Origin of the sequence: Microbulbifer yueqingensis (assembly GCF_900100355.1) — a bacterium.
Lineage (GTDB): Bacteria > Pseudomonadota > Gammaproteobacteria > Pseudomonadales > Cellvibrionaceae > Microbulbifer > Microbulbifer yueqingensis.
Genome location: NZ_FNFH01000001.1, coordinates 287,079 through 304,757, shown reverse-complemented (window position 1 = coordinate 304,757; position 17,679 = coordinate 287,079). Strand labels below are relative to the sequence as shown.

Sequence of the window (17,679 nt, the reverse complement as noted above, 5' to 3'; positions counted from 1 at the left end):
CGGCGCTCAGGGGAGCACCAGCTTGTATGGCTTTACTGTCACGGACGCATAGACCCCGGCGGCGACAAAAGGATCCGCATCTGCCCAGGCCCGGGCCTCCTCCAGTGAGGGGAATTCGGCCACTACCAGGCTGCCGGTAAAACCGGCGTCACCCGGGTCCTCGCTGTCGACCGCCGGGCAGGGGCCGGCGATCAGCAGGCGGCCTTCCTCTTTGAGGCGGTTGAGTCGTGCCAGGTGCTCGGGCCTCGCGCTCTTGCGCTTGTCGAGGCTGTTGGCGACGTCCTCGCTGATAATTGCGTACCACATGCGTGAGTGTGCCCTTGTCTGTGCGAATAAGTTATTGGAATTTCTGGTTACTGCTGAGTCACGATTTCTTCAAGCTTCAGGCCGGTCAGCTTGCCGATCCGGCGAAACAGGAAAAACAATACCAGCATCAGTATGACGGTCGCAGGCAGTGCGATCACCGGAAAGCTGAGCGCGGTCATCTTGCCAAGTTCTGCATTGAAGGCCTCGGTGCCGGGCGGGCTTTGCAGCAGTACCTTGGCGAGAATGTAATTGAGCGTCGATGACAGGAAAAAGGATCCGGCGATCATCCAGGAAGCCTGCCGCAGGGTACGCTCGAAGGCGCTCTCGTTACCTTTGCCGGCGAGAGCTTCGGCTATCTTGCCGGTGTCCAGTACCCGGTCGTTGTACAGCAGGGTCTTTACCAGTGGCCAGGGCGTGTAGAGTGACGCCACGGTGGCCACACCCAGCAGGCCCGGGATGGCCGCTTCCTTGATGGCGATGTACTTGGCATCCAGTTCCAGCAGGCTGATGCCGCCGGTCAACAGGATGCTGATCACGCCAAGGGCGGAGAAGAAGTTAACCTTGCCTGAGCGCATCAGGTCGCGCGCGCCGTAGGCGAGAGGGAAAGCCAGGGCCACCACGATCGCCCACTTGGTGCCCAGCCAGTCATCACCGGACAGTTTGGTCAGGATGACAGTGGGGATGACGATGTTCAGCAACAGGTTGGCGAGCAGGCTTTCCCGCTGCGGCTTATCGGTCGCGGGCCGCTCGGCGGTGGCTGGACTGGTCGGCTTGGTTTCGGTCATGCTCGGTTCCGGTGATAATGCCACGACAAGCTGCTGCAGTTCCTGCAGTAAACACAGCCTGCCGGCCGGATAAACCGCCCCGGGTCGGTGGCGGCGTGCCGGCTGGTGTCCGGTCCCGTTCCGGGACCAATGGGTCGCAGCCTATCCTTCTCGGCCCGTCCTCGCTCCCGGCATAGCCGGGCGCAACTTGAATCAGGTGAGACAGCGGTGCCGGGTAATGGTTCCCTGCCGGGAAGCCGCGCCGCCCGGCCAGCCGCATTCGGCCGAGAGAGTTTACATGGCGACAGACTTGCCCGCACATGCCCTGCGCGGCAGCGTGGACCTCCACTGTCACAGCACAGCTTCGGACGGTATTTTAAGTCCTGTGGCGCTGGTGTCGAGGGCGAAATCGCAGGGCGTTACCCTGCTGGCCCTGACTGATCACGATACTGTGGCCGGTGTCACTGCCGCGCGCGCCGCGGGCGAGTCCGAAGGGGTGACGGTACTGGCCGGGATCGAGCTGACCGCCGCCTGGGGGCGTCGTACCGTGCATGTCGTGGGGCTCGATGTCGATCCCGGCGCACGGGCCTTGCACGATGCCATTCACCTGCGCGCCAGGCTGCGCAGTGCCCGCGCCGAGCGCATTGGCGCACGACTGGAGAGCCGCGGTTTCAACGGGGCGCTGGCCGGCGCGAGCGCGCTTGCGGGGGATGCCGTTCTCGGCCGGCCCCACTTCGCTCGCTGGCTGGTGCAGGCGGGGCATGTCGAGAGCGAACAGCAGGCCTTCAAGCGCTATCTGGGGCCGGGTAAGGTCGGCGACGTCCGCATGGAGTGGCCGGAACTGGCTGAGACTGTCGGGTCAATACGGGCCGCCGGCGGGGTAGCCGTACTCGCCCACCCCCTCAAGTACAACCTCACCCGCACCCGACTGGGCAGCCTGCTGGCGGAGTTCCAGCAGTCTGGCGGCGCTGCGGTGGAGCTGCTCTCCGGCCGCCAGAACCCGGTGCAGACTGCCGAGTTGCGGAGACTGCTGGAGCAGTACGGCCCCGGGCTGCACTGCTCACTCGGCAGCGACTTCCACCAGCCCGGCCAGCCCTGGCGGGAGCTGGGCTGCGTGCACCTGCCGGCGGACGTCGAGCCGGTCTGGAATCTGTGGCAAACTAGCGCCGGGAAGCGGGCCGGCGGCTCGCCGCAGCAGAGTCAAAAGGGGGAATAGTGGCGCAGTTCTTTCAGATCCATCCGGAGAATCCTCAGGGCCGGCTGATCAACCAGGCCGCGGATATCGTCGCCGCTGGCGGGGTGATCGTATTCCCTACTGACTCGGCCTACGCCATAGGCTGCCGGTTGGGGGAGAAGCTGGCACTGGAGCGCATCCGTGCCCTGCGCCAGCTGGACAAGAAGCACAACTTTACCCTCATGTGCCGCGACCTGTCGGAACTGGCCAGCTACGCCAAGGTCGACAACCAGATGTTTCGCCTGCTGAAAAACCATACGCCGGGCCCGTACACGTTTATCATGCCCGCCACTGCCGAGGTGCCCCGCCGGCTGATGCATCCCAAGCGCAAGACTATTGGCCTGAGGGTACCGGACAACCCCATCGTGCAGGCACTGGTGGAGCGGCTGGGAGAGCCGCTGATGAGCTGCAGCCTGATCATGCCCGGTGATACCCAGCCACTGACCGATCCCTACGATATCCGCGATACCCTCGAGCACCAGGTCGAGCTGGTGATCGATGGCGGTTTCTGCGGCCTCGAGGCGACCACGGTAGTGGACCTCACCGGCGATGAACCGGTACTGGTCCGCGAGGGCTGCGGCTCCGTCGACGAGATATTCGCCTGAGCCATGGCTGAAACCCTCGGTGCAGGCGCCTGTACCGTTGTATAATCCTGCGTTTGCGTTTTCGAAGGTGGGACAGAGTGTCCAGTGAAGAGTTACTAGCCGAGGCCGAGGAACAGGTACTCGCCGAACTGGCTGATCCAGAGCGGCAAGGGGGGCAGCAGGCTGCCCCCGGCGCCGGCGAGGACACCGCGGAAGGCGGTGGTACCCCTGAGGCGCTGGCAGGCGCCACGGCCGGCCATCCGCGCCAGGGGGAAATGCCCTTCGCCATGGTCCAGGGGCAGGCGTTCACCGACCTGCCGGCGGACCTGTACATCCCGCCGGATGCCCTGGAGGTGATCCTCGAGGCCTTCGAGGGCCCGCTCGACCTGCTGCTGTACCTGATCCGCCGGCAGAACCTCGATATCCTCGAAATCAACGTGGCCGATATCACCCGCCAGTATATGGGCTACGTGGACATGATGACCGCCATGCGCTTCGAGCTCGCGGCGGAGTACCTGGTGATGGCGGCCATGCTGGCCGAGATCAAGTCGCGCATGCTGCTGCCGCGCCCCCCGGAGGCCGAGGAGGAGGAGGGCGAGGATCCCCGCGCCGCGCTTATCCGCCGTTTGCAGGAATACGAGCGATTCAAGACTGCGGCCGAGGATATCGACGAAATGCCCCGTATGGGGCGGGATATCCACCAGGCTGAGGCCCAGGCCCCCGACCGCAATATCACCCGCCCGGATCCGGAAGTGGAGCTCAAGGAAGTACTGGTGGCGCTGGCGGATGTGCTGCGCCGTGCCGACATGTTCGAGAGCCACCAGGTGGAACGGGAAAAGCTCTCCACGCGCGAGCGTATGACCCAGGTCCTCGACCGGATCCGGCACCGCCAGTTTGTGCCCTTTGTGAGCCTGTTTACGGTGGAAGAGGGGCGACTCGGGGTAGTGGTCACTTTCCTGGCAGTGATGGAGCTGGTGAAGGAATCGCTGGTGGAGCTGGTGCAGAACGAGGCATTCGGCCCGATTCACGTGCGCGCCGCCGGCCAGGAGCCCGAGCAGGCCACGGTGCCGGCGGACGAGGAACCGCCGTTCCCGGAGGAAGAGGCTACCGAGGCAGTGCTGGACTGAAGGGCCCGACCCTGTATGCGCTGCCCATAAAGAGTTTTACCAGCCCGCGGCCCCGGCCCGCGGGCGGCTTGGACTAGAGAACAACAGATGACTATCGCTCCAGAATTGCTGCGCCGTATCGTTGAGGGCGCCCTGTTGGCCGCGGGACAACCGCTGAACGAGGACAAGCTGCTATCGCTGATCGATGAGGGTGAACGCCCGGAAAAAAGCGAGCTGCGGCAGGTACTGCAGGATATTGCCGACAGTTGTGCCGAGCGCGGCTTCGAACTCAGGCAGGTCGCCAGCGGCTGGCGCTACCAGGTACCGGAGGACCTGGCACCCTGGGTGAACCGGCTGTGGGAGGAAAAACCGCAGAAATACTCGCGCGCGATCCTCGAAACCCTGGCGATCATCGCCTACCGCCAGCCCATCACCCGCGGTGATATCGAGGAGATCCGCGGCGTGGCGGTCAGCTCCCATATCGTTAAGACCCTCACCGAGCGCGGCTGGATCAAGGTGGTGGGCCAGCGTGACGTGCCCGGCAAGCCTTCCCTGTACGCCACCACCCGGGAATTCCTCGACTACTTTAACCTGCGCAGCCTCGACGAGCTGCCGACACTGGCTGAGATCCGTGATATCGAGAGCCTGAACCAGTCCCTGGACCTGGGCGGGGCCGGCGATGACCTGGCCGCCGGAGACAATGACTCTGGGGAAGGCGCCGATCAGTCAGCCGCAATGGTGGCGGATGCGGAGGAGAACCTCGACCCGCAAGAGGGCGAAACAGAGGCGGTAGCGCCTGCCGGGGATGCCGAAGAAGGCGAGCAGCCCGATGACGGGACCCCGGCCAGCGAAAATGCCGCCGGCGCAGAACCTGCAGAAGATGAGGCGCCGCCACAAGGGGTAGCTGAAGCCGATGGCACCGAAGGGGATGCCGAACCTGCTGAAGCAGGCGAAATCGACGACCCGGCAGAACCGACCATTTTCGGTGAGGACGCGGAAGAAGAGGTAGTCGGACTGGAACCGGATGCGGAAAACGCCGGCGAAGCGACCCCGACCGAAGTCCCGCTTGGGCCCGAAGAGGAGGTAGTCGACTCCCGGGCCATGGCCGCATCCCTCACCGCCTCACTCCCCGCGAGCGGCCTGTTCGGTGAGGGTGCCGGCGAGGATGCCGGCGATGGGGACGCCTCGATGGGGATTGAAGAAGAACCGCGCGAGGCCGGGGACCAGGGCGACGATGAGTCGCGGGAACATATGCAACCGGAAACCACGAATACATGAGTGAAGGCACCACGCCTGTGGGCGAAAAACTGCAGAAAGTACTTGCCCGGGCCGGTCTCGGCTCCCGGCGCGAGATGGAGCGTGCCATCGAGGCCGGGCGGGTAACCGTCAACGGCACCGTGGCGAAGCTGGGCGAGCGGGTAACGGAAGACGACCTGATCGAGCTCGACGGCAAACGCCTGCAGATGCCGGAGGAAGAGCGTTGTCGCGTCATCCTTTACAACAAGCCGGTTGGGGAGATCTGCTCGCGCCATGACCCGGAGGGCCGGCCGACGGTCTATGATCGCCTGCCGCGCCTGCGGACGGGGCGCTGGATCTCGGTGGGCCGGCTCGATTTCAACACCAGTGGCCTGCTGCTGTTTACCAACAGCGGTGAACTTGCCCACCGGCTGATGCATCCCTCCTCGGTAATAGACCGGGAGTATCTCGTGCGCATCCAGGGGCAGGTAGACGATGAAATGAAGCAGCGCCTGCTGACCGGTGTCCTGCTGGATGACGGGGTGGCCCGCTTCACCGATATCGTCGAGAGCGGGGGCGAGGGCAACAACCGCTGGTTCTACTGTGTGGTGATGGAAGGGCGCAACCGTGAGGTGCGGCGACTGTGGGAGTCCCAGGGGGTGCGGGTCAGCCGCCTCAAGCGGGTGCGTTATGGCAACGTGTTTATTCCCTCGCAGGTGCGTGTCGGCCAGTGGATCGAGATGGAGCCAGCGGATATCGACGACCTGTGCGAGACGGCAGGGTTGCCGAAGCTCGGCCAGCGGCCGCTGACGCAGGCGGAAAAACAGGGTCTCCAGCGGCAGCGCCGCAAGTTGCGCAAGCCACCGGCCACCGCGCAGCGCAAGTCGGGAAAGCCGTCGGGCAGGCGCTAGGCTGCCATTCCCTGTCATCGCAGGTGGCAGTATGACCCGTAAAAAAGCCCGCTCGAGCGGGCTTTTTTTCAGCTGCCGTGGCGGTTTTCCTCTACCGCCTCTTCACCCTCTTCCTCGATGATGTGGGTTTCCATATCCTCATCCACATTGCCGGGGTCCACCTCCATACCGGTGCCCGGCTCGCCCTCGGGGGGAAGCGCCTCATCGGAGCCGTTATCAAGTCCCGGTGCTTCCTCAGGAACCTCGGCAGAGGACTCGATGTATTTCTTCAGTTTGCTCAGGCCGCGCTCGTAGGAGTCGCTCACCATATTCTTAACCACCAGTCCCATCCAGCGCGCGATGGGGCCACTGCCCATGTCGCTGTTGAAGGTCCAGGTGACATTGGTGCCGCTGCCCTGGGGCTCCAGTTGCAATTCGGCCATGGCCGTGCCCTGCGCGCCGAAGTCCAGGTGGGTGCGCACCAGGGAATTGGTTTTGCTGTCGATGATGGTCTGGCTGCCGCGGCCGACATTGGGGTTGTCGCTGTTCCAGGACATCTTGTTACCGACTCCCTGGCGCGGGCCGCTGTATATGTAATCGGTAGTCGGGTCGATGGAATACCAGGGCGACCAGTTATTGAAATTGCGCAGGTTATTCAGGGTGGGGAATACCGCTGCCGGCGGCTTGTCGATGTAAACACTGCGTTCGACATTGACCTCGCGGGGAAAAAGGAATCCGGCCATAACCAGCAATACGAGCAGTCCAATAATGTAGAGAATCCAGCGCATATCAGGGCCTTTCGATTATCGATATTGTTCCGGGCCGCACGCGGGGCGTGTCGTTGGCCCGTCGGGCATTAGGAGTTTAGCGTCTTGCCGGCTACAGGCCAACGTACCATATCGGCCGGGGGGGCAGGCCGGCATTACATGTCGAGCTCGACCAGGGGCAACTCTACCTGCACGCAGAGCCCACCCCCGGCCGCATTGCTGGCAGTAATCTGGCCGCCGTGCTGCTGGACAGTGCGCTGTGCAATTGCCAGGCCCAGCCCGATACCACCACTCTCGCGGGTGCGGGCATCATCGGTGCGGTAGAAGGGGCGGAAAATCGCCTGCAGGTCTTCATCTGCCACGCCGCTGCCCGAGTCGACCACGCGAACCAGGCAACTGGCCTCGCCGGCTCCTATAGTGGCTGTTACACGGCTGTCTGCCGGGCTGTACTTGATGCCGTTGCGCAGGATGTTTTCGAGCGCGGCCGTGAGCGTGCTACCGCGGGTGGCCACCAGTAGTTCCCGGTTGCACGGGTAAAGTTCGATGGTGATGCCTCTCTGTTCCGCTTCGTCCCGAAGGTCTTCACTGAGAGCCGACATCAGGCTGTTTATCTCTACTACGTCATCGAGCTTGCGCTCGTCGCTGCCGGTGACGGGCATGGACAGGATGTCGGCGATGATCTCCTCAAGGTAATCGGCGGCCTTGCCGATCTTCTCCAGTTCCTGTTCCAGGCCGCGGGTATCTTTCTGCCGGGCGATTCCCAGCGCGACCTGCAGTCGAGCCAGGGGTGAGCGCAGCTCGTGGGAGACATCCTTGATCAGCCGGCGCTGCTCGGCCATCGATTCCTGCAGCTGTGCTGTCATGGAGTCGAAATCGTGGGCAAGGTCAGCCAGCTCGTCGCCCCGTCCCTGCAATGCCGGCGCAACGCGGTAGTCCAGTTCCCCGGCGGCGACGCGCCGGGTAGCGGTACGCAGCTTGTCGAGCGGCCGGCTCAGGTACTTCGCCAGCCAGTAGCAGACGGCACCGGATGCCAGCATCGATAACAGCAGGATGGGCCAGAAATTGTTCCAGAGGAACAGCAGCAGCAGTTCCTGCTTGCTCTTGCCGGCGATAAACGCTACCCGCAGGCCCCCGCGCTCGCGCATGGGAATGAAAAAGCCGATGGTGGGTTTATTGTCGACGAGTGTGCGGAGTTCGCGGTTGCGGAAGTGCAGGTTCTGGAATAGCGGTGCCATTTCCGATGGAATAGGGCGGCCGAGGATTTCACGGCCGTCGGGACCCAGCGCAAATACCCGATCGCGGAATTCACGCGGCTGGCGGCCGAGCCAGTAGCGGAAATGCTCGGGCCCGTGGCGGCGGGCGCGGCGCATATTGCGCGTCAGCTCGCTGACCATCGCGGATACTTCCCAGCGCTCCTTCTGGCGGGGATCACCGAAGTCGCCCATGTGCGTGATGTAAATGGTGCTCACCACCATGACCATGGCGGTGAGCCAGGCGCCGAAAAACATCTTCCAGAAGAGGCTGCGCATCAGGATCCGGTACTCTGGGTCAGCATATAGCCGGCGCCGCGAATATTGATGATCAGGTCCCGACTGGCACCCCGCTCGGCGAGTTTCTTGCGGATATTGCTGACGTGCACATCGATGGACCGGTCGTAGGGCATCAACTTGCGGCCGAGCGCGCTCTCGGTGAGGGTTTCCTTGTTGACCACCTCCCCGGCCTGCTGTACCAGCACTTTCAGCACGGAAAATTCTGCCCCGGTGAGGGCCAGTGGCTGCTCGTCCCAGTACGCCTGGTGTTCCGACGGGCGCAGGCGCAGCGGGCCGCTACCGAGCTGGTCGTCCTCTGCCGGGCGCTCGGCGCGGCCGCGGCGCAGAACCGCGCGCAGGCGTGCCGCCAACTCGCGTGGGTTGCATGGCTTGGGCAGGTAGTCATCGGCGCCCATCTCCAGCCCGACGATACGATCCACGGTATCGCCCCGGGCGGTGAGCATCAGCACGGGCAGGGATCCCGCCGCGCCAGCGTCTTCACGCAGTTTGCGCAGCAGGTCGAATCCGTTGTGTACCGGCAGCATCACGTCCAGCACCAGAGCGTCAAAGTTATTGCTGCGCGCCAGCTCAAGGCCACTTCCTCCGTCGTTCGCCACCGTTACCTCAAAGCCCTCTCCGGTAAGGTATTCGGCCAGCAGGTCGGTCAGTTCCCGGTCGTCGTCGACCAGCAGGATTCGATTCATAGTCAATTCCATGTGTTTACTGCCGGCATTATATTCGAAGGCCAGGCTCCTGCTGTTGCCATTGCCGCGCGGTTTACCGTTCTTAACAGTTGTTTACCGCAGTTATCCCCTGTTTACGCCCCGCGGTTCTACCATGCACTTACCGTCCGTCAATAACCCTGCTCCGCAGGGCGAGAGGTAACGGGCTGGATAGACGGGCAACCTGGACAGAGAGGAGCGAAAGATGAACGTGAGTAACTGGAAAACAATGGCGGCCAGCGTGGTGGTCGCATCAGCCCTGGCCATTCCCGGCTTTGCCATGGCTGATCACCATGGTCACCACGGGGACAAGGGGCCGCACCACGAGCGAATGCTGGAGCGGATGGCAGAAAAGCTGGAATTGACCGAGGAGCAAAAAGCCCAGATAAAGGCCAATCACGAGGCGAATCGCGCCGAACATCGCAAACTTCGCGAGGAAATGCACAAGGTTCGGGAGGAGGTGAGCGAGGCTCTCGATTCCGGTGCCGACCAGGCGACGCTCGACGAGCTTGCCTCCCGGTTGGGGGCGCTGCAAATCGAAAAAATGCGCCAGCGCCGGGAAATGCATGAGCAACTCAAGGCTGTACTGACCGATGAGCAGAAGGCAAAGCTGGAACAGATGCACAGTGAGCGCAAGGACCGCTGGAAGGAGCGCCGCCAGAAGCGCCCCGACAGCCAGTAACCCGCCAGACCTTCCCGCCGGGCCGGCCGCCCCGCTTGCTTCCGGGCGTTCCCGGTGCCCGGCAGGTCCTCCCCCTTGCCCCCGCCTATGGGGGCATTTCACTTTTACGGTAATTCCTCCCGCGACTCTGGGCCGCGCCCGTCCGCGCTTGCTGTAGGCGGGCATTGTTGGGAAAATACCGCGCCCCGGCCACCGGCGGTGCCCGACCCCCGGGTCAGGACCTGTCCCGCCTCCCGGGAAGATTCGCAGTGAGAGGAGTGTTTGTGAGCAAGATCGGCTTGTTTTTTGGCAGTGACGAGGGCAACACCGAAAGCGTGGCCCAACGCATCCGTGCCCGCCTCGGTGAGGACCGGGTCGACGTCCACGACATTGCCGATGTGACTCAACTGGAGATCGGCGAGTACGAGCAGCTCATCTTCGGCATCCCCACATGGGATTTCGGCCAGATCCAGTCCGACTGGGAGGAATTCTGGGAGGATGTGCAGGAGATCGACTTCAGCGGCAAGACGGTGGCGTTGTTCGGGCTGGGTGACCAGTTCGGCTACGGCGACTACTTCCTCGATGCCATGGGTATGCTGCACGATGTGATTGTCGCCAACGGTGCGGCGATCGTCGGCCACTGGCCGACCGAAGGTTACGAGTTTGAAGCATCGAAGGCGGAGATCGAGGGGGAGGGCAAGTTCGTTGGCCTGGCGATCGACGAGGACCAGCAGGAGGAGCTCACCGCAACCCGGCTCAACCAGTGGTGCCGCCAGGTGGCCGAAGAGTTCGGCCTGGAAGGGGGCGCGGACAGTGTGAGCGAGCTCGATGACTGAACACGCGATGCAGACCTCACTGTCATTTCAGGAATTCTGGACCTGGCTGGCGGAGCATCCGAACTGCATCCTGCGCGCCGGGACCGCAGACTCCGTGGTCTACGACGATGACGACTATCACTGGCGGTTCAGCCAGGAGGATGCCCGTACGCTTCTGGTGCAGGTGGTGCGCGGCAAGCGGCTGGTGGCGGAGCTGTTTATCGAGCCCGAACATGTGAGCTCGGTACAGGTCACCCCGGGAGAAAAGGGCGAGTTCAATTTCGACCTGGTGGTGGAAGTGCAGGGGCAGCCGCAGGTTGCTTATTACTTCGTGATGACCCACGCCCTGGAAGAGCCGGCACAGCACGCGGATGCCGGCTCCCGCGGACGGCTCCACTGAGGCACCCGCCAGCAGCAGCCGTTTAATTGTCAGCCGGTGCTTTTTTCTCTGCGGCTCCCACACCGATATGGCGATCCAGAAATGTCAGTAGCCGGTTATACAGTTGCAGGTTGTTTTCCTCGCTGTAAAAGCCGTGTCCCTCATTGGGTAATATCAGGCTCTCAACCTGTCGCCCCTCCTTTTGCAGCTTCTCGAGGATAGCCTCGGCGTGCTCGACCGGTGCGCGCTCATCCTGTCCGCCGTGGGCGATAAATACGGGTAGCTGGAGCTGTTCCGTATTGTGCAGCGGCGAGTTGATACGCAGAAATTCCGGGTCTTGCCCCAGCTCTTTCTCGAGAAAGGCGATGCCGCGATCGCGTCTCGGGATATCCCCTTTCTCAAACAACATGGCAAGGTCGTATACGCCCACGTAGCCGGCCGCGCACTGATAGAGGCCCGGATTGCGGATAGGATTCATCATTGCCGAGTAGCCGCCGAAGCTGGCCCCATAAATGCAGATTCTGTCGCGGTCGGCGTACCCCTGTGCAATGGCCCAGCGAGCGGCCGCGGCGATATCTTCCTGAATAGCACCGCCCCATTCCCGTCGGCCGGCAGCAAAGAACCCATCCCCATACCCCGTTGAGCCCCGGAAGTTCACCTGCAGCACCAGGTAACCATTCTGGGAAAGAATCTGGGCGTCTTGATCGTAGCTCCAATAGTCACGGGCATGGGGACCGCCGTGAGGCATCACCACCATCGGCAGGTTTTGCTCGCGGTTCCGGGGGAAGGTCAGGTAGAGGCCGATGCGCATACCGTCTTCGGCAGTGAATGAATGGGGCTGCATCGGGTTGAGCATTTCAGGGTCGAGCCAGCGGGCGGAGGCCAGCAGGAATTCGGCCTTTTTGGTCTCGAGGTCCACCAGGAAATAATCCCCGGGAAGGCGATCGCCCGTTACTTCCAGGATGCCCTTGCGCCCGTCGTCGGTGAAGCTGGTGAAGCTGATCCGGTAACCCGTGAAGGCTTTCTTTAGCCCGCGAAAAAACGCGGCGAAGTCACCGGTTTCGTCGAAAAATTGTGCCTGGGGCTGGTCAGGATCGATATAGACGCCAACCGGCTGCTTTGCCACTGGCTCACGGATTACTTCAGAAATATCTGCGAATTCATGGCTGAAAACCGGGATGACTTCGCCACTTTCCATATCCAGTCGTACCAGCTGCTCGGTGTCGCCCTTGCGGTCGATGATCAGGTAGGCAGTATTTTCACTGTAGTTGAAGCCAACCGGCGTGCCGCGCTTGAGTGCGGGGTGCTCCACTTTTTTCCAGTTTATGCCATCCCGGCGGAACAGCTGGTACTCGTCGTCCTGGTCAGTGCCATTGGCAAACAGGAGTTCGCCGCGTCCGTCGGTGAAGGCGCGCCCGCCGACCTGGGGAAGACTCGCCACTCGTCTCCGCACCCCGGTATAGATATTCACGCGGAGGACCTCGCCAAGGGTTTCCCAGTTTCGGTCCCAGGGATAAGTGGAGACAAGGGCCTCTTTCTTATTGTGCAGCAGCGGGTCAATCAGGATGGCGTGCGCGTTGGTTCTTTCAGCCCGGCGGATGTGCGAGCCCGTCTGCATTTCTCCTGCCGCCCAGCCAAAAATAGTCTTGCCGCGAGAGCCGTCATAATTGATGGCGTAGAGAGAGCCGTAATTGACCGGTGCCTCGAGGGCGGCCCGCCGAGAGAGAACCTCGGCAACCACTCGCTCATCGTTGGCCCAATAGAAATCCCCGACCTCTTCATTACCCTGAAATCGCAGGGTGCCGGTGATTTCCAGTGGGCTAAGGGACATAAAGACCAGGACGCGTTCACCCTCATGCAGCTTTTGCACCGCAATATGGGTACCGCTGGGCGAGATCTTTACCTGCTGGATTTCGGCGTGTTTCACCAGGTCGCGCAGAGGCACCTGTGGTGTACCCCATGCCGGCAGGGAGAGAATGACAAGCAGGATCAGGTGAAATCGGCGCCCAAGCATAACCGTGCTCCACTGTGTGTGTTGCTACGATTATGCTAGGGCACAGCGGTCGGGCAAGGCTGTGGGGAGAACTGCGTCACATTTCCAGGTTACACAGTATTTCACGGTACATATCTTTCAGGGTATCGAGGTCCCCTGCGCACACGCACTCATCGACCTTGTGAATGGTGGCATTGACCGGGCCGAGCTCGACCACCTGGGCGCCAGTAGGCGCGATAAAGCGGCCGTCGGAGGTGCCACCTGCCGTGGACAGCTCCGTCGCCTCTCCTGAAACGGACTCGATGGCTCGTTGCGCGGCTTCCACCAGTGCCCCTTTGGCGGTCAGGAACGGCTGGCCGGAGAGCTTGAAGTTCGCCTCATATTTCAGGCCGTGGCGGTCGAGAATGGCCCGGGCGCGGCGCTGCAGTTCTTCCGCTGTCAGCTCGGTGGAGAAGCGCCAGTTGCAAATCACCTTTACCTCGCCCGGTATCACGTTGGTGGCACCGGTACCGCCGTTGATATTGGACACCTGGAAGCTGGTGGCCGGGAAGAAGTCATTGCCGTCGTCCCATTTTTCCGATGCCAGCTCGGCCAGCGCCGGTGCGAGGCGATGTACCGGATTCTCGGCCAGGTGCGGGTAAGCCACGTGCCCCTGCACCCCGAACACGGTTAGCTCAAGCCCCAGGGATCCCCGGCGGCCGTTCTTGATCACGTCGCCGACCCGTTCGGTGCTGGAGGGCTCGCCCACCAGGCACCAGTCGATCTTTTCCCCCTGTTCCTCCAGCCACTCCACAACCTTGACCGTGCCATTGTCCGCGGGACCCTCTTCGTCGCTGGTAATCAGGAACGCGATGCGGCCGTTGTGGTCGGGGTGCGCGGCGACGAATTCCTCGCAGGCAACCACCATCGCCGCCAGTGAGCCCTTCATGTCAGCCGCGCCGCGCCCGAACAGGTAGCCATCCTCGATTACGGGCTCGAAGGGCGGGTGTTGCCAGTTGGATTCCGGCCCGGTGGGTACCACGTCTGTGTGACCGGCGAAGGCGAACAGGGGGCCGCTGTCACCGCGCACGGCCCAGAGGTTGTCGGTGTCGCCCCGGCGCAGGTAAGTGGCTCGGAAGCCGATTTTTTCCAGCCGCTCCATCATCAGCTGCATGCAGCCGGCGTCTTCGGGTGTGACGGAGCGGCGGCGGATCAGGTCACTGGCGAGTTGTACCGTGGGGGTCATGGGGTGGTGTTCCTCGGGTGGATTCCTTCAAGTGGCAAAAGGCCCCGGGGCACCGCCCGTATCGGGGCGGGCCTGGGGCGGGGCCGGCTCAGTTGCTGTGCAGCGCCTCGTTCAGCTCGACTGCGCTCTTGTTGGTCAGGCACTCAACCGCACCGTTGGTGGAGTTGCGGCGGAACAGCAGGTCGGGCTTGCCGGCCAGGTCGCGGGCCTTGACGTGCTCCACCAGCTCGCCGGCATCGTCCAGCAGCGCCACCTTGGTGCCGGCGGTGATGTAGAGGCCGGCTTCCACGGTGCAGCGATCCCCCAGCGGAATGCCGATGCCGGCATTGGCACCCAGCAGGCAGTTTTCACCGACGGAGATGACGATGTTGCCGCCGCCCGAGAGGGTGCCCATGGTGGAGCAACCGCCGCCCAGGTCGGAGCCCGCGCCGACGAACACCCCGGCAGAGATGCGGCCCTCGATCATGCCGGGGCCCGCGGTGCCCGCGTTAAAGTTGACGAAGCCCTCGTGCATGATGGTGGTTCCCTCGCCCAGGTAGGCACCGAGCCGTACGCGGGCGGTATGGGCGATACGCACGCCCTGCGGCACCACGTAATTGGTCATCTTGGGGAACTTGTCGACGCAGTCGACATCCAGCAGTTCGCCCTTCAGGCGCGCCTCCAGCTGGCGCTGCGGCAGTTCCGCCAGGTCGATGGCACCCTGGTTGGTCCAGGCCACATTGACCAGCTTGCCGAAAATGCCGTCCAGACAGGTCTCGTGGGGCTTCACCAGCCGGTGGGACAGCAGGTGCAGCTTGAGGTAGGCCTCGGGTACCGATTCCGGCGCCTCGTCCGCGTGCAGTACCACCGCGACCAGCGGGCGCTGGGTATGGGCAAACTGCTGCAGGATTTCCGCCTGCCGACTGGCCCCCGCCTCTGCGAGGCGCTCCGCCAGTGGTTGCAGCTGGGCCGGATCCAGGGCGAGGGCGTGGTTGCCGCTGTCGATCCCGAGAACCTCCTGGATTGCTGAGGCGACGGCGGCTTCCGGTTTCAGCAGTGGCTGGGGGTAGTAGACCTCCAGCCACTCACCTTTGCCATTACAGGTGCCGACGCCGAATCCGATGCTGTAAATCTCACTCATTGCAGTGCTTCCTTAGTTCGCCAGTTCTTTGAATGCTGCTTCCCGGAAACCGAAAATCGTCCGGTCGCCACAGGCGGTCACGGGACGCTTGATCAGGGTGGGGGTTGCCCGGGCCGCCGCGAGTGCGGCGTTGTTGTCCATTGCGTTCTTTTGCGTTTCTTCCAGGGCACGCCAGCTGGTGGAGCGGCGGTTCAGTACCTGCTCCCAGCCGAATTCCTCGAGCCACTGCTGCAGTGGCACATCGCCCATGCCGTCCTCACGAAAATCGTGGAAGCGGTAGTCTATGCCGTTGCTCTCAAGCCACTTGCGGGCTTTTTTCACGGTGTCGCAGTTCTTGATGCCATAGAGGGTAATCATTGTCGTGCCGTCATGCCTTTCTGGTTTTCTTGGGATTCTTGCGTGCGGGGTAGCAGGTGGTGCAGATCTCGCACACGGTGCCGTCGCAGCCCCGGGCGGTGCAGTACTCGCGGCCATAGAAGATGATCTGCAGGTGCAGCTTGTTCCAGCGGTCGCGGGGGAACACCCGCTTGAGGTCTTTTTCGGTCTGGGCCACGTTCTTGCCGCTGGTCAGGCCCCAGCGCTGGGCCAGCCGGTGGATATGGGTGTCCACCGGGAAGGCGGGGTGGCCGAAAGCCTGGGCCATTACCACGCTGGCGGTCTTGTGGCCCACTCCCGGCAGGGTTTCCAGGGCGGCCATGTTCTCGGGTACCCGCCCGTGATATTCGTTGACCAGTATCTGCGACAGCCTGCTGATTGCCCGCGCTTTCTGGGGGGAGAGGCCGCAGGGGCGAATGACCCGCTGGATTTCCTCGACCGGCACCCGAGCCATGTCCCGGGGGTTGTCAGCCAGCTCCCACAGGGCCGGGGTCACCTGATTGACTCGCTCATCAGTACACTGCGCCGACAGCAGGACTGCCACGAGCAGCGTGTAGGGGTCCGTGTGGTCGAGCGGAACCGGAGTCTCGGGATAGAGTGACTCCAGTTTGTCCAGGATGAAATCGACGCGTTCTTTCTTGAGTAGGTTTTTTACTGCCATGATATTTTCAATCGGGTGCCTGTAGCCGACGGATTGTCGGGGAAGCCGGCCCCGCCTGCCAAAAGGTTTCTGTTCCCTGCCATTCTCAGCCGGGAAACTTGCGCAAGACTGTCAGGTGCAGAACGAGCGGATGCGGTGCGCGGCCTCGATGCATTCGCCCAAGGTTGCCACCAGTGCCATGCGCACATATTCGCGCCCGGGGTTTATCCCGGCCGCGTCCCGGGCGAGGAAACTGCCGGGCAAAACGGTGATGTTCTGCTGCTCGAACAATTCCCGTGCGAATTGTTCGCCATCGCCGACGCGCGGCCACAGGTAAAAACCTGCCGGGGGCACTGTCAGGTCCAGGCAGCCGTCGAGGATGTCCAGTACCGCGGAAAACTTGTCCCGGTAGAGGGCGCGGTTCTCCCGCACGTGCTCCTCGTCCCGCCAGGCCGCTACAGAAGCGTGCTGGCTCGGCAGCGGCATGGCGCAGCCGTGGTAGGTGCGGTAGAGCAGGAATTTCTCCAGTACCTGCGCATCGCCGGCGACGAAGCCGGAACGCAGCCCGGGGAGGTTGGAGCGCTTCGACAGGCTGTGGAATACCACACAGCGACGGTAGTCGTCGCGGCCCATCTCCCGGCACGCCTGCAGGAGGCCCGGTGGCGGGGCGTCCTCGTCAAAATACAGCTCGGAGTAGCACTCGTCCGACGCGATGGTGAAGTCGTAGCGATCGGCCAGCCCGATCAGGTCGCGCAGGTCATCCATCCCCAGCAGTGCGCCGGTGGGGTTGCCGGGAGTGCACAGGTAGAGCAGTTCGCAATCCTGCCACACCGCTTCAGGCACTGCGGCGAAATCGGGGCGAAATCCTTCCGCGGCGGAGCAGTTGACAAAATAGGGGGTGGCGCCCGCCAGCAGGGCCGCGCCCTCGTAAATCTGGTAAAAGGGGTTGGGCATCACCACGCGGCTGCCCGGCGAGACCACCGCCTGGGCAAAGGCGAACAGGGCCTCGCGAGTGCCGTTTACGGGCAGCACCTGGCTTTCGGCGCAGACCTCCCCGAGCCCGAAGCGGCTGCACAGCCAGTCACTGATGGTCTGGCGCAGGATATCGAGGCCGCGGGTGGCCGGGTAGGCGGCGAGCTGGTCCAGGTTGTCTACCAGTGCCTCGCGCACGAAGGCCGGTGCCGGATGCTTGGGTTCGCCGATCGACAGGGCAATGTGGGGTTTGTCGGCAGGCACCAGGCCCTGCTTGAGGCTGGCCAGCTTGGCAAAGGGGTAGGGCTGTAATTTGTCCAGATTCGGATTCATCGTTATTCGCTGCCTGTTGTTATCCCTG

General features: G+C 63.0%; 19 protein-coding genes. 8 read left to right on the top strand and 11 right to left on the bottom strand.

The features are described from left to right. Positions 1–6 precede the first annotated feature (6 nt). Both BLT26_RS01375 and BLT26_RS01370 read right to left on the bottom strand, forming a co-directional pair. Positions 7–306, bottom strand: a complete 300-nt coding sequence (locus BLT26_RS01375) for a YciI family protein (RefSeq protein ID WP_091507000.1) — start codon at positions 304–306, stop codon at positions 7–9. 47 nt (positions 307–353) lie between these two features. Next, positions 354–1,091 (bottom strand): VC0807 family protein, encoded by a 738-nt coding sequence (locus tag BLT26_RS01370; protein ID WP_091506997.1) that lies wholly within the window; start codon positions 1,089–1,091, stop codon positions 354–356. 277 nt (positions 1,092–1,368) lie between these two features. Between BLT26_RS01370 and BLT26_RS01365 the strand changes: the two genes are divergently transcribed. From BLT26_RS01365 to rluB, 5 genes are all read left to right on the top strand, one after another. Continuing rightward, the gene (locus tag BLT26_RS01365) at positions 1,369–2,286 is read left to right on the top strand and encodes a PHP domain-containing protein (RefSeq protein WP_091506994.1); all 918 of its coding nucleotides are present in this window, start codon (positions 1,369–1,371) and stop codon (positions 2,284–2,286) included. Beyond that, on the top strand, positions 2,286–2,909 hold the full coding sequence (locus BLT26_RS01360; protein WP_091506992.1) for an L-threonylcarbamoyladenylate synthase: 624 nt from the start codon (positions 2,286–2,288) through the stop codon (positions 2,907–2,909). The genes BLT26_RS01365 and BLT26_RS01360 overlap by 1 nt, the downstream gene beginning before the upstream one ends. A 77-nt stretch (positions 2,910–2,986) precedes the next feature. Beyond that, positions 2,987–4,015 carry a segregation and condensation protein A gene (locus tag BLT26_RS01355; RefSeq protein WP_245720542.1) on the top strand — a complete coding sequence of 343 codons (1,029 nt, stop codon included), beginning with the start codon at positions 2,987–2,989 and terminating at the stop codon, positions 4,013–4,015. Between the two features lie 87 nt (positions 4,016–4,102). Further along, complete coding sequence (gene scpB, locus BLT26_RS01350; protein WP_091506987.1) at positions 4,103–5,272, top strand: SMC-Scp complex subunit ScpB; 1,170 nt, start codon at positions 4,103–4,105, stop codon at positions 5,270–5,272. Next, a complete protein-coding gene (rluB, locus tag BLT26_RS01345) occupies positions 5,269–6,141 on the top strand; it encodes a 23S rRNA pseudouridine(2605) synthase RluB (RefSeq protein WP_091506984.1) in 873 nt (290 codons plus the stop codon). The genes scpB and rluB overlap by 4 nt, the downstream gene beginning before the upstream one ends. Before the next feature lie 68 nt (positions 6,142–6,209). Here rluB and BLT26_RS01340 read toward each other — a convergent pair whose 3' ends face one another. The 3 genes from BLT26_RS01340 to BLT26_RS01330 form a co-directional block, all read right to left on the bottom strand. Continuing rightward, the gene (locus BLT26_RS01340) at positions 6,210–6,908 is read right to left on the bottom strand and encodes an SRPBCC family protein (protein WP_091506981.1); all 699 of its coding nucleotides are present in this window, start codon (positions 6,906–6,908) and stop codon (positions 6,210–6,212) included. 134 nt (positions 6,909–7,042) lie between these two features. After that, positions 7,043–8,416 (bottom strand): ATP-binding protein, encoded by a 1,374-nt coding sequence (locus BLT26_RS01335; protein ID WP_091506979.1) that lies wholly within the window; start codon positions 8,414–8,416, stop codon positions 7,043–7,045. Beyond that, the gene (locus tag BLT26_RS01330; RefSeq protein WP_091508685.1) at positions 8,416–9,120 is read right to left on the bottom strand and encodes a response regulator transcription factor; all 705 of its coding nucleotides are present in this window, start codon (positions 9,118–9,120) and stop codon (positions 8,416–8,418) included. Before BLT26_RS01330 ends, BLT26_RS01335 begins: the two co-directional genes overlap by 1 nt. Before the next feature lie 223 nt (positions 9,121–9,343). Between BLT26_RS01330 and BLT26_RS01325 the strand changes: the two genes are divergently transcribed. The 3 genes from BLT26_RS01325 (at position 9,344) to BLT26_RS01315 (ending at position 11,014) form a co-directional block, all read left to right on the top strand. Continuing rightward, the gene (locus tag BLT26_RS01325) at positions 9,344–9,820 is read left to right on the top strand and encodes a Spy/CpxP family protein refolding chaperone (RefSeq protein ID WP_091506974.1); all 477 of its coding nucleotides are present in this window, start codon (positions 9,344–9,346) and stop codon (positions 9,818–9,820) included. Between the two features lie 263 nt (positions 9,821–10,083). Continuing rightward, complete coding sequence (locus tag BLT26_RS01320) at positions 10,084–10,635, top strand: flavodoxin (RefSeq protein ID WP_091508676.1); 552 nt, start codon at positions 10,084–10,086, stop codon at positions 10,633–10,635. After that, on the top strand, positions 10,628–11,014 hold the full coding sequence (locus tag BLT26_RS01315; RefSeq protein ID WP_245720541.1) for a hypothetical protein: 387 nt from the start codon (positions 10,628–10,630) through the stop codon (positions 11,012–11,014). Before BLT26_RS01320 ends, BLT26_RS01315 begins: the two co-directional genes overlap by 8 nt. A gap of 22 nt (positions 11,015–11,036) precedes the next feature. On the opposite strand, the gene BLT26_RS01310 is transcribed toward BLT26_RS01315, so the two are convergent. From BLT26_RS01310 to dapC, 6 genes are all read right to left on the bottom strand, one after another. Then, positions 11,037–13,007, bottom strand: coding sequence for an alpha/beta hydrolase family protein (locus tag BLT26_RS01310; RefSeq protein ID WP_091506970.1), 1,971 nt, complete (start codon positions 13,005–13,007; stop codon positions 11,037–11,039). Positions 13,008–13,083: 76 nt separating this feature from the next. Further along, on the bottom strand, positions 13,084–14,211 hold the full coding sequence (gene dapE, locus BLT26_RS01305) for a succinyl-diaminopimelate desuccinylase (protein WP_091506967.1): 1,128 nt from the start codon (positions 14,209–14,211) through the stop codon (positions 13,084–13,086). Between the two features lie 88 nt (positions 14,212–14,299). After that, entirely contained in the window at positions 14,300–15,331 is a 1,032-nt protein-coding gene (gene dapD / locus BLT26_RS01300; RefSeq protein WP_091506963.1) for a 2,3,4,5-tetrahydropyridine-2,6-dicarboxylate N-succinyltransferase, read from the bottom strand. A 12-nt stretch (positions 15,332–15,343) separates the two neighbouring features. Continuing rightward, the gene (locus BLT26_RS01295; RefSeq protein WP_091506956.1) at positions 15,344–15,688 is read right to left on the bottom strand and encodes an ArsC family reductase; all 345 of its coding nucleotides are present in this window, start codon (positions 15,686–15,688) and stop codon (positions 15,344–15,346) included. A gap of 10 nt (positions 15,689–15,698) precedes the next feature. Then, on the bottom strand, positions 15,699–16,367 hold the full coding sequence (gene nth, locus BLT26_RS01290; RefSeq protein WP_091506953.1) for an endonuclease III: 669 nt from the start codon (positions 16,365–16,367) through the stop codon (positions 15,699–15,701). 111 nt (positions 16,368–16,478) lie between these two features. Beyond that, positions 16,479–17,651 (bottom strand): succinyldiaminopimelate transaminase, encoded by a 1,173-nt coding sequence (gene dapC, locus BLT26_RS01285; RefSeq protein WP_091506949.1) that lies wholly within the window; start codon positions 17,649–17,651, stop codon positions 16,479–16,481. Positions 17,652–17,679: the final 28 nt, after the last annotated feature.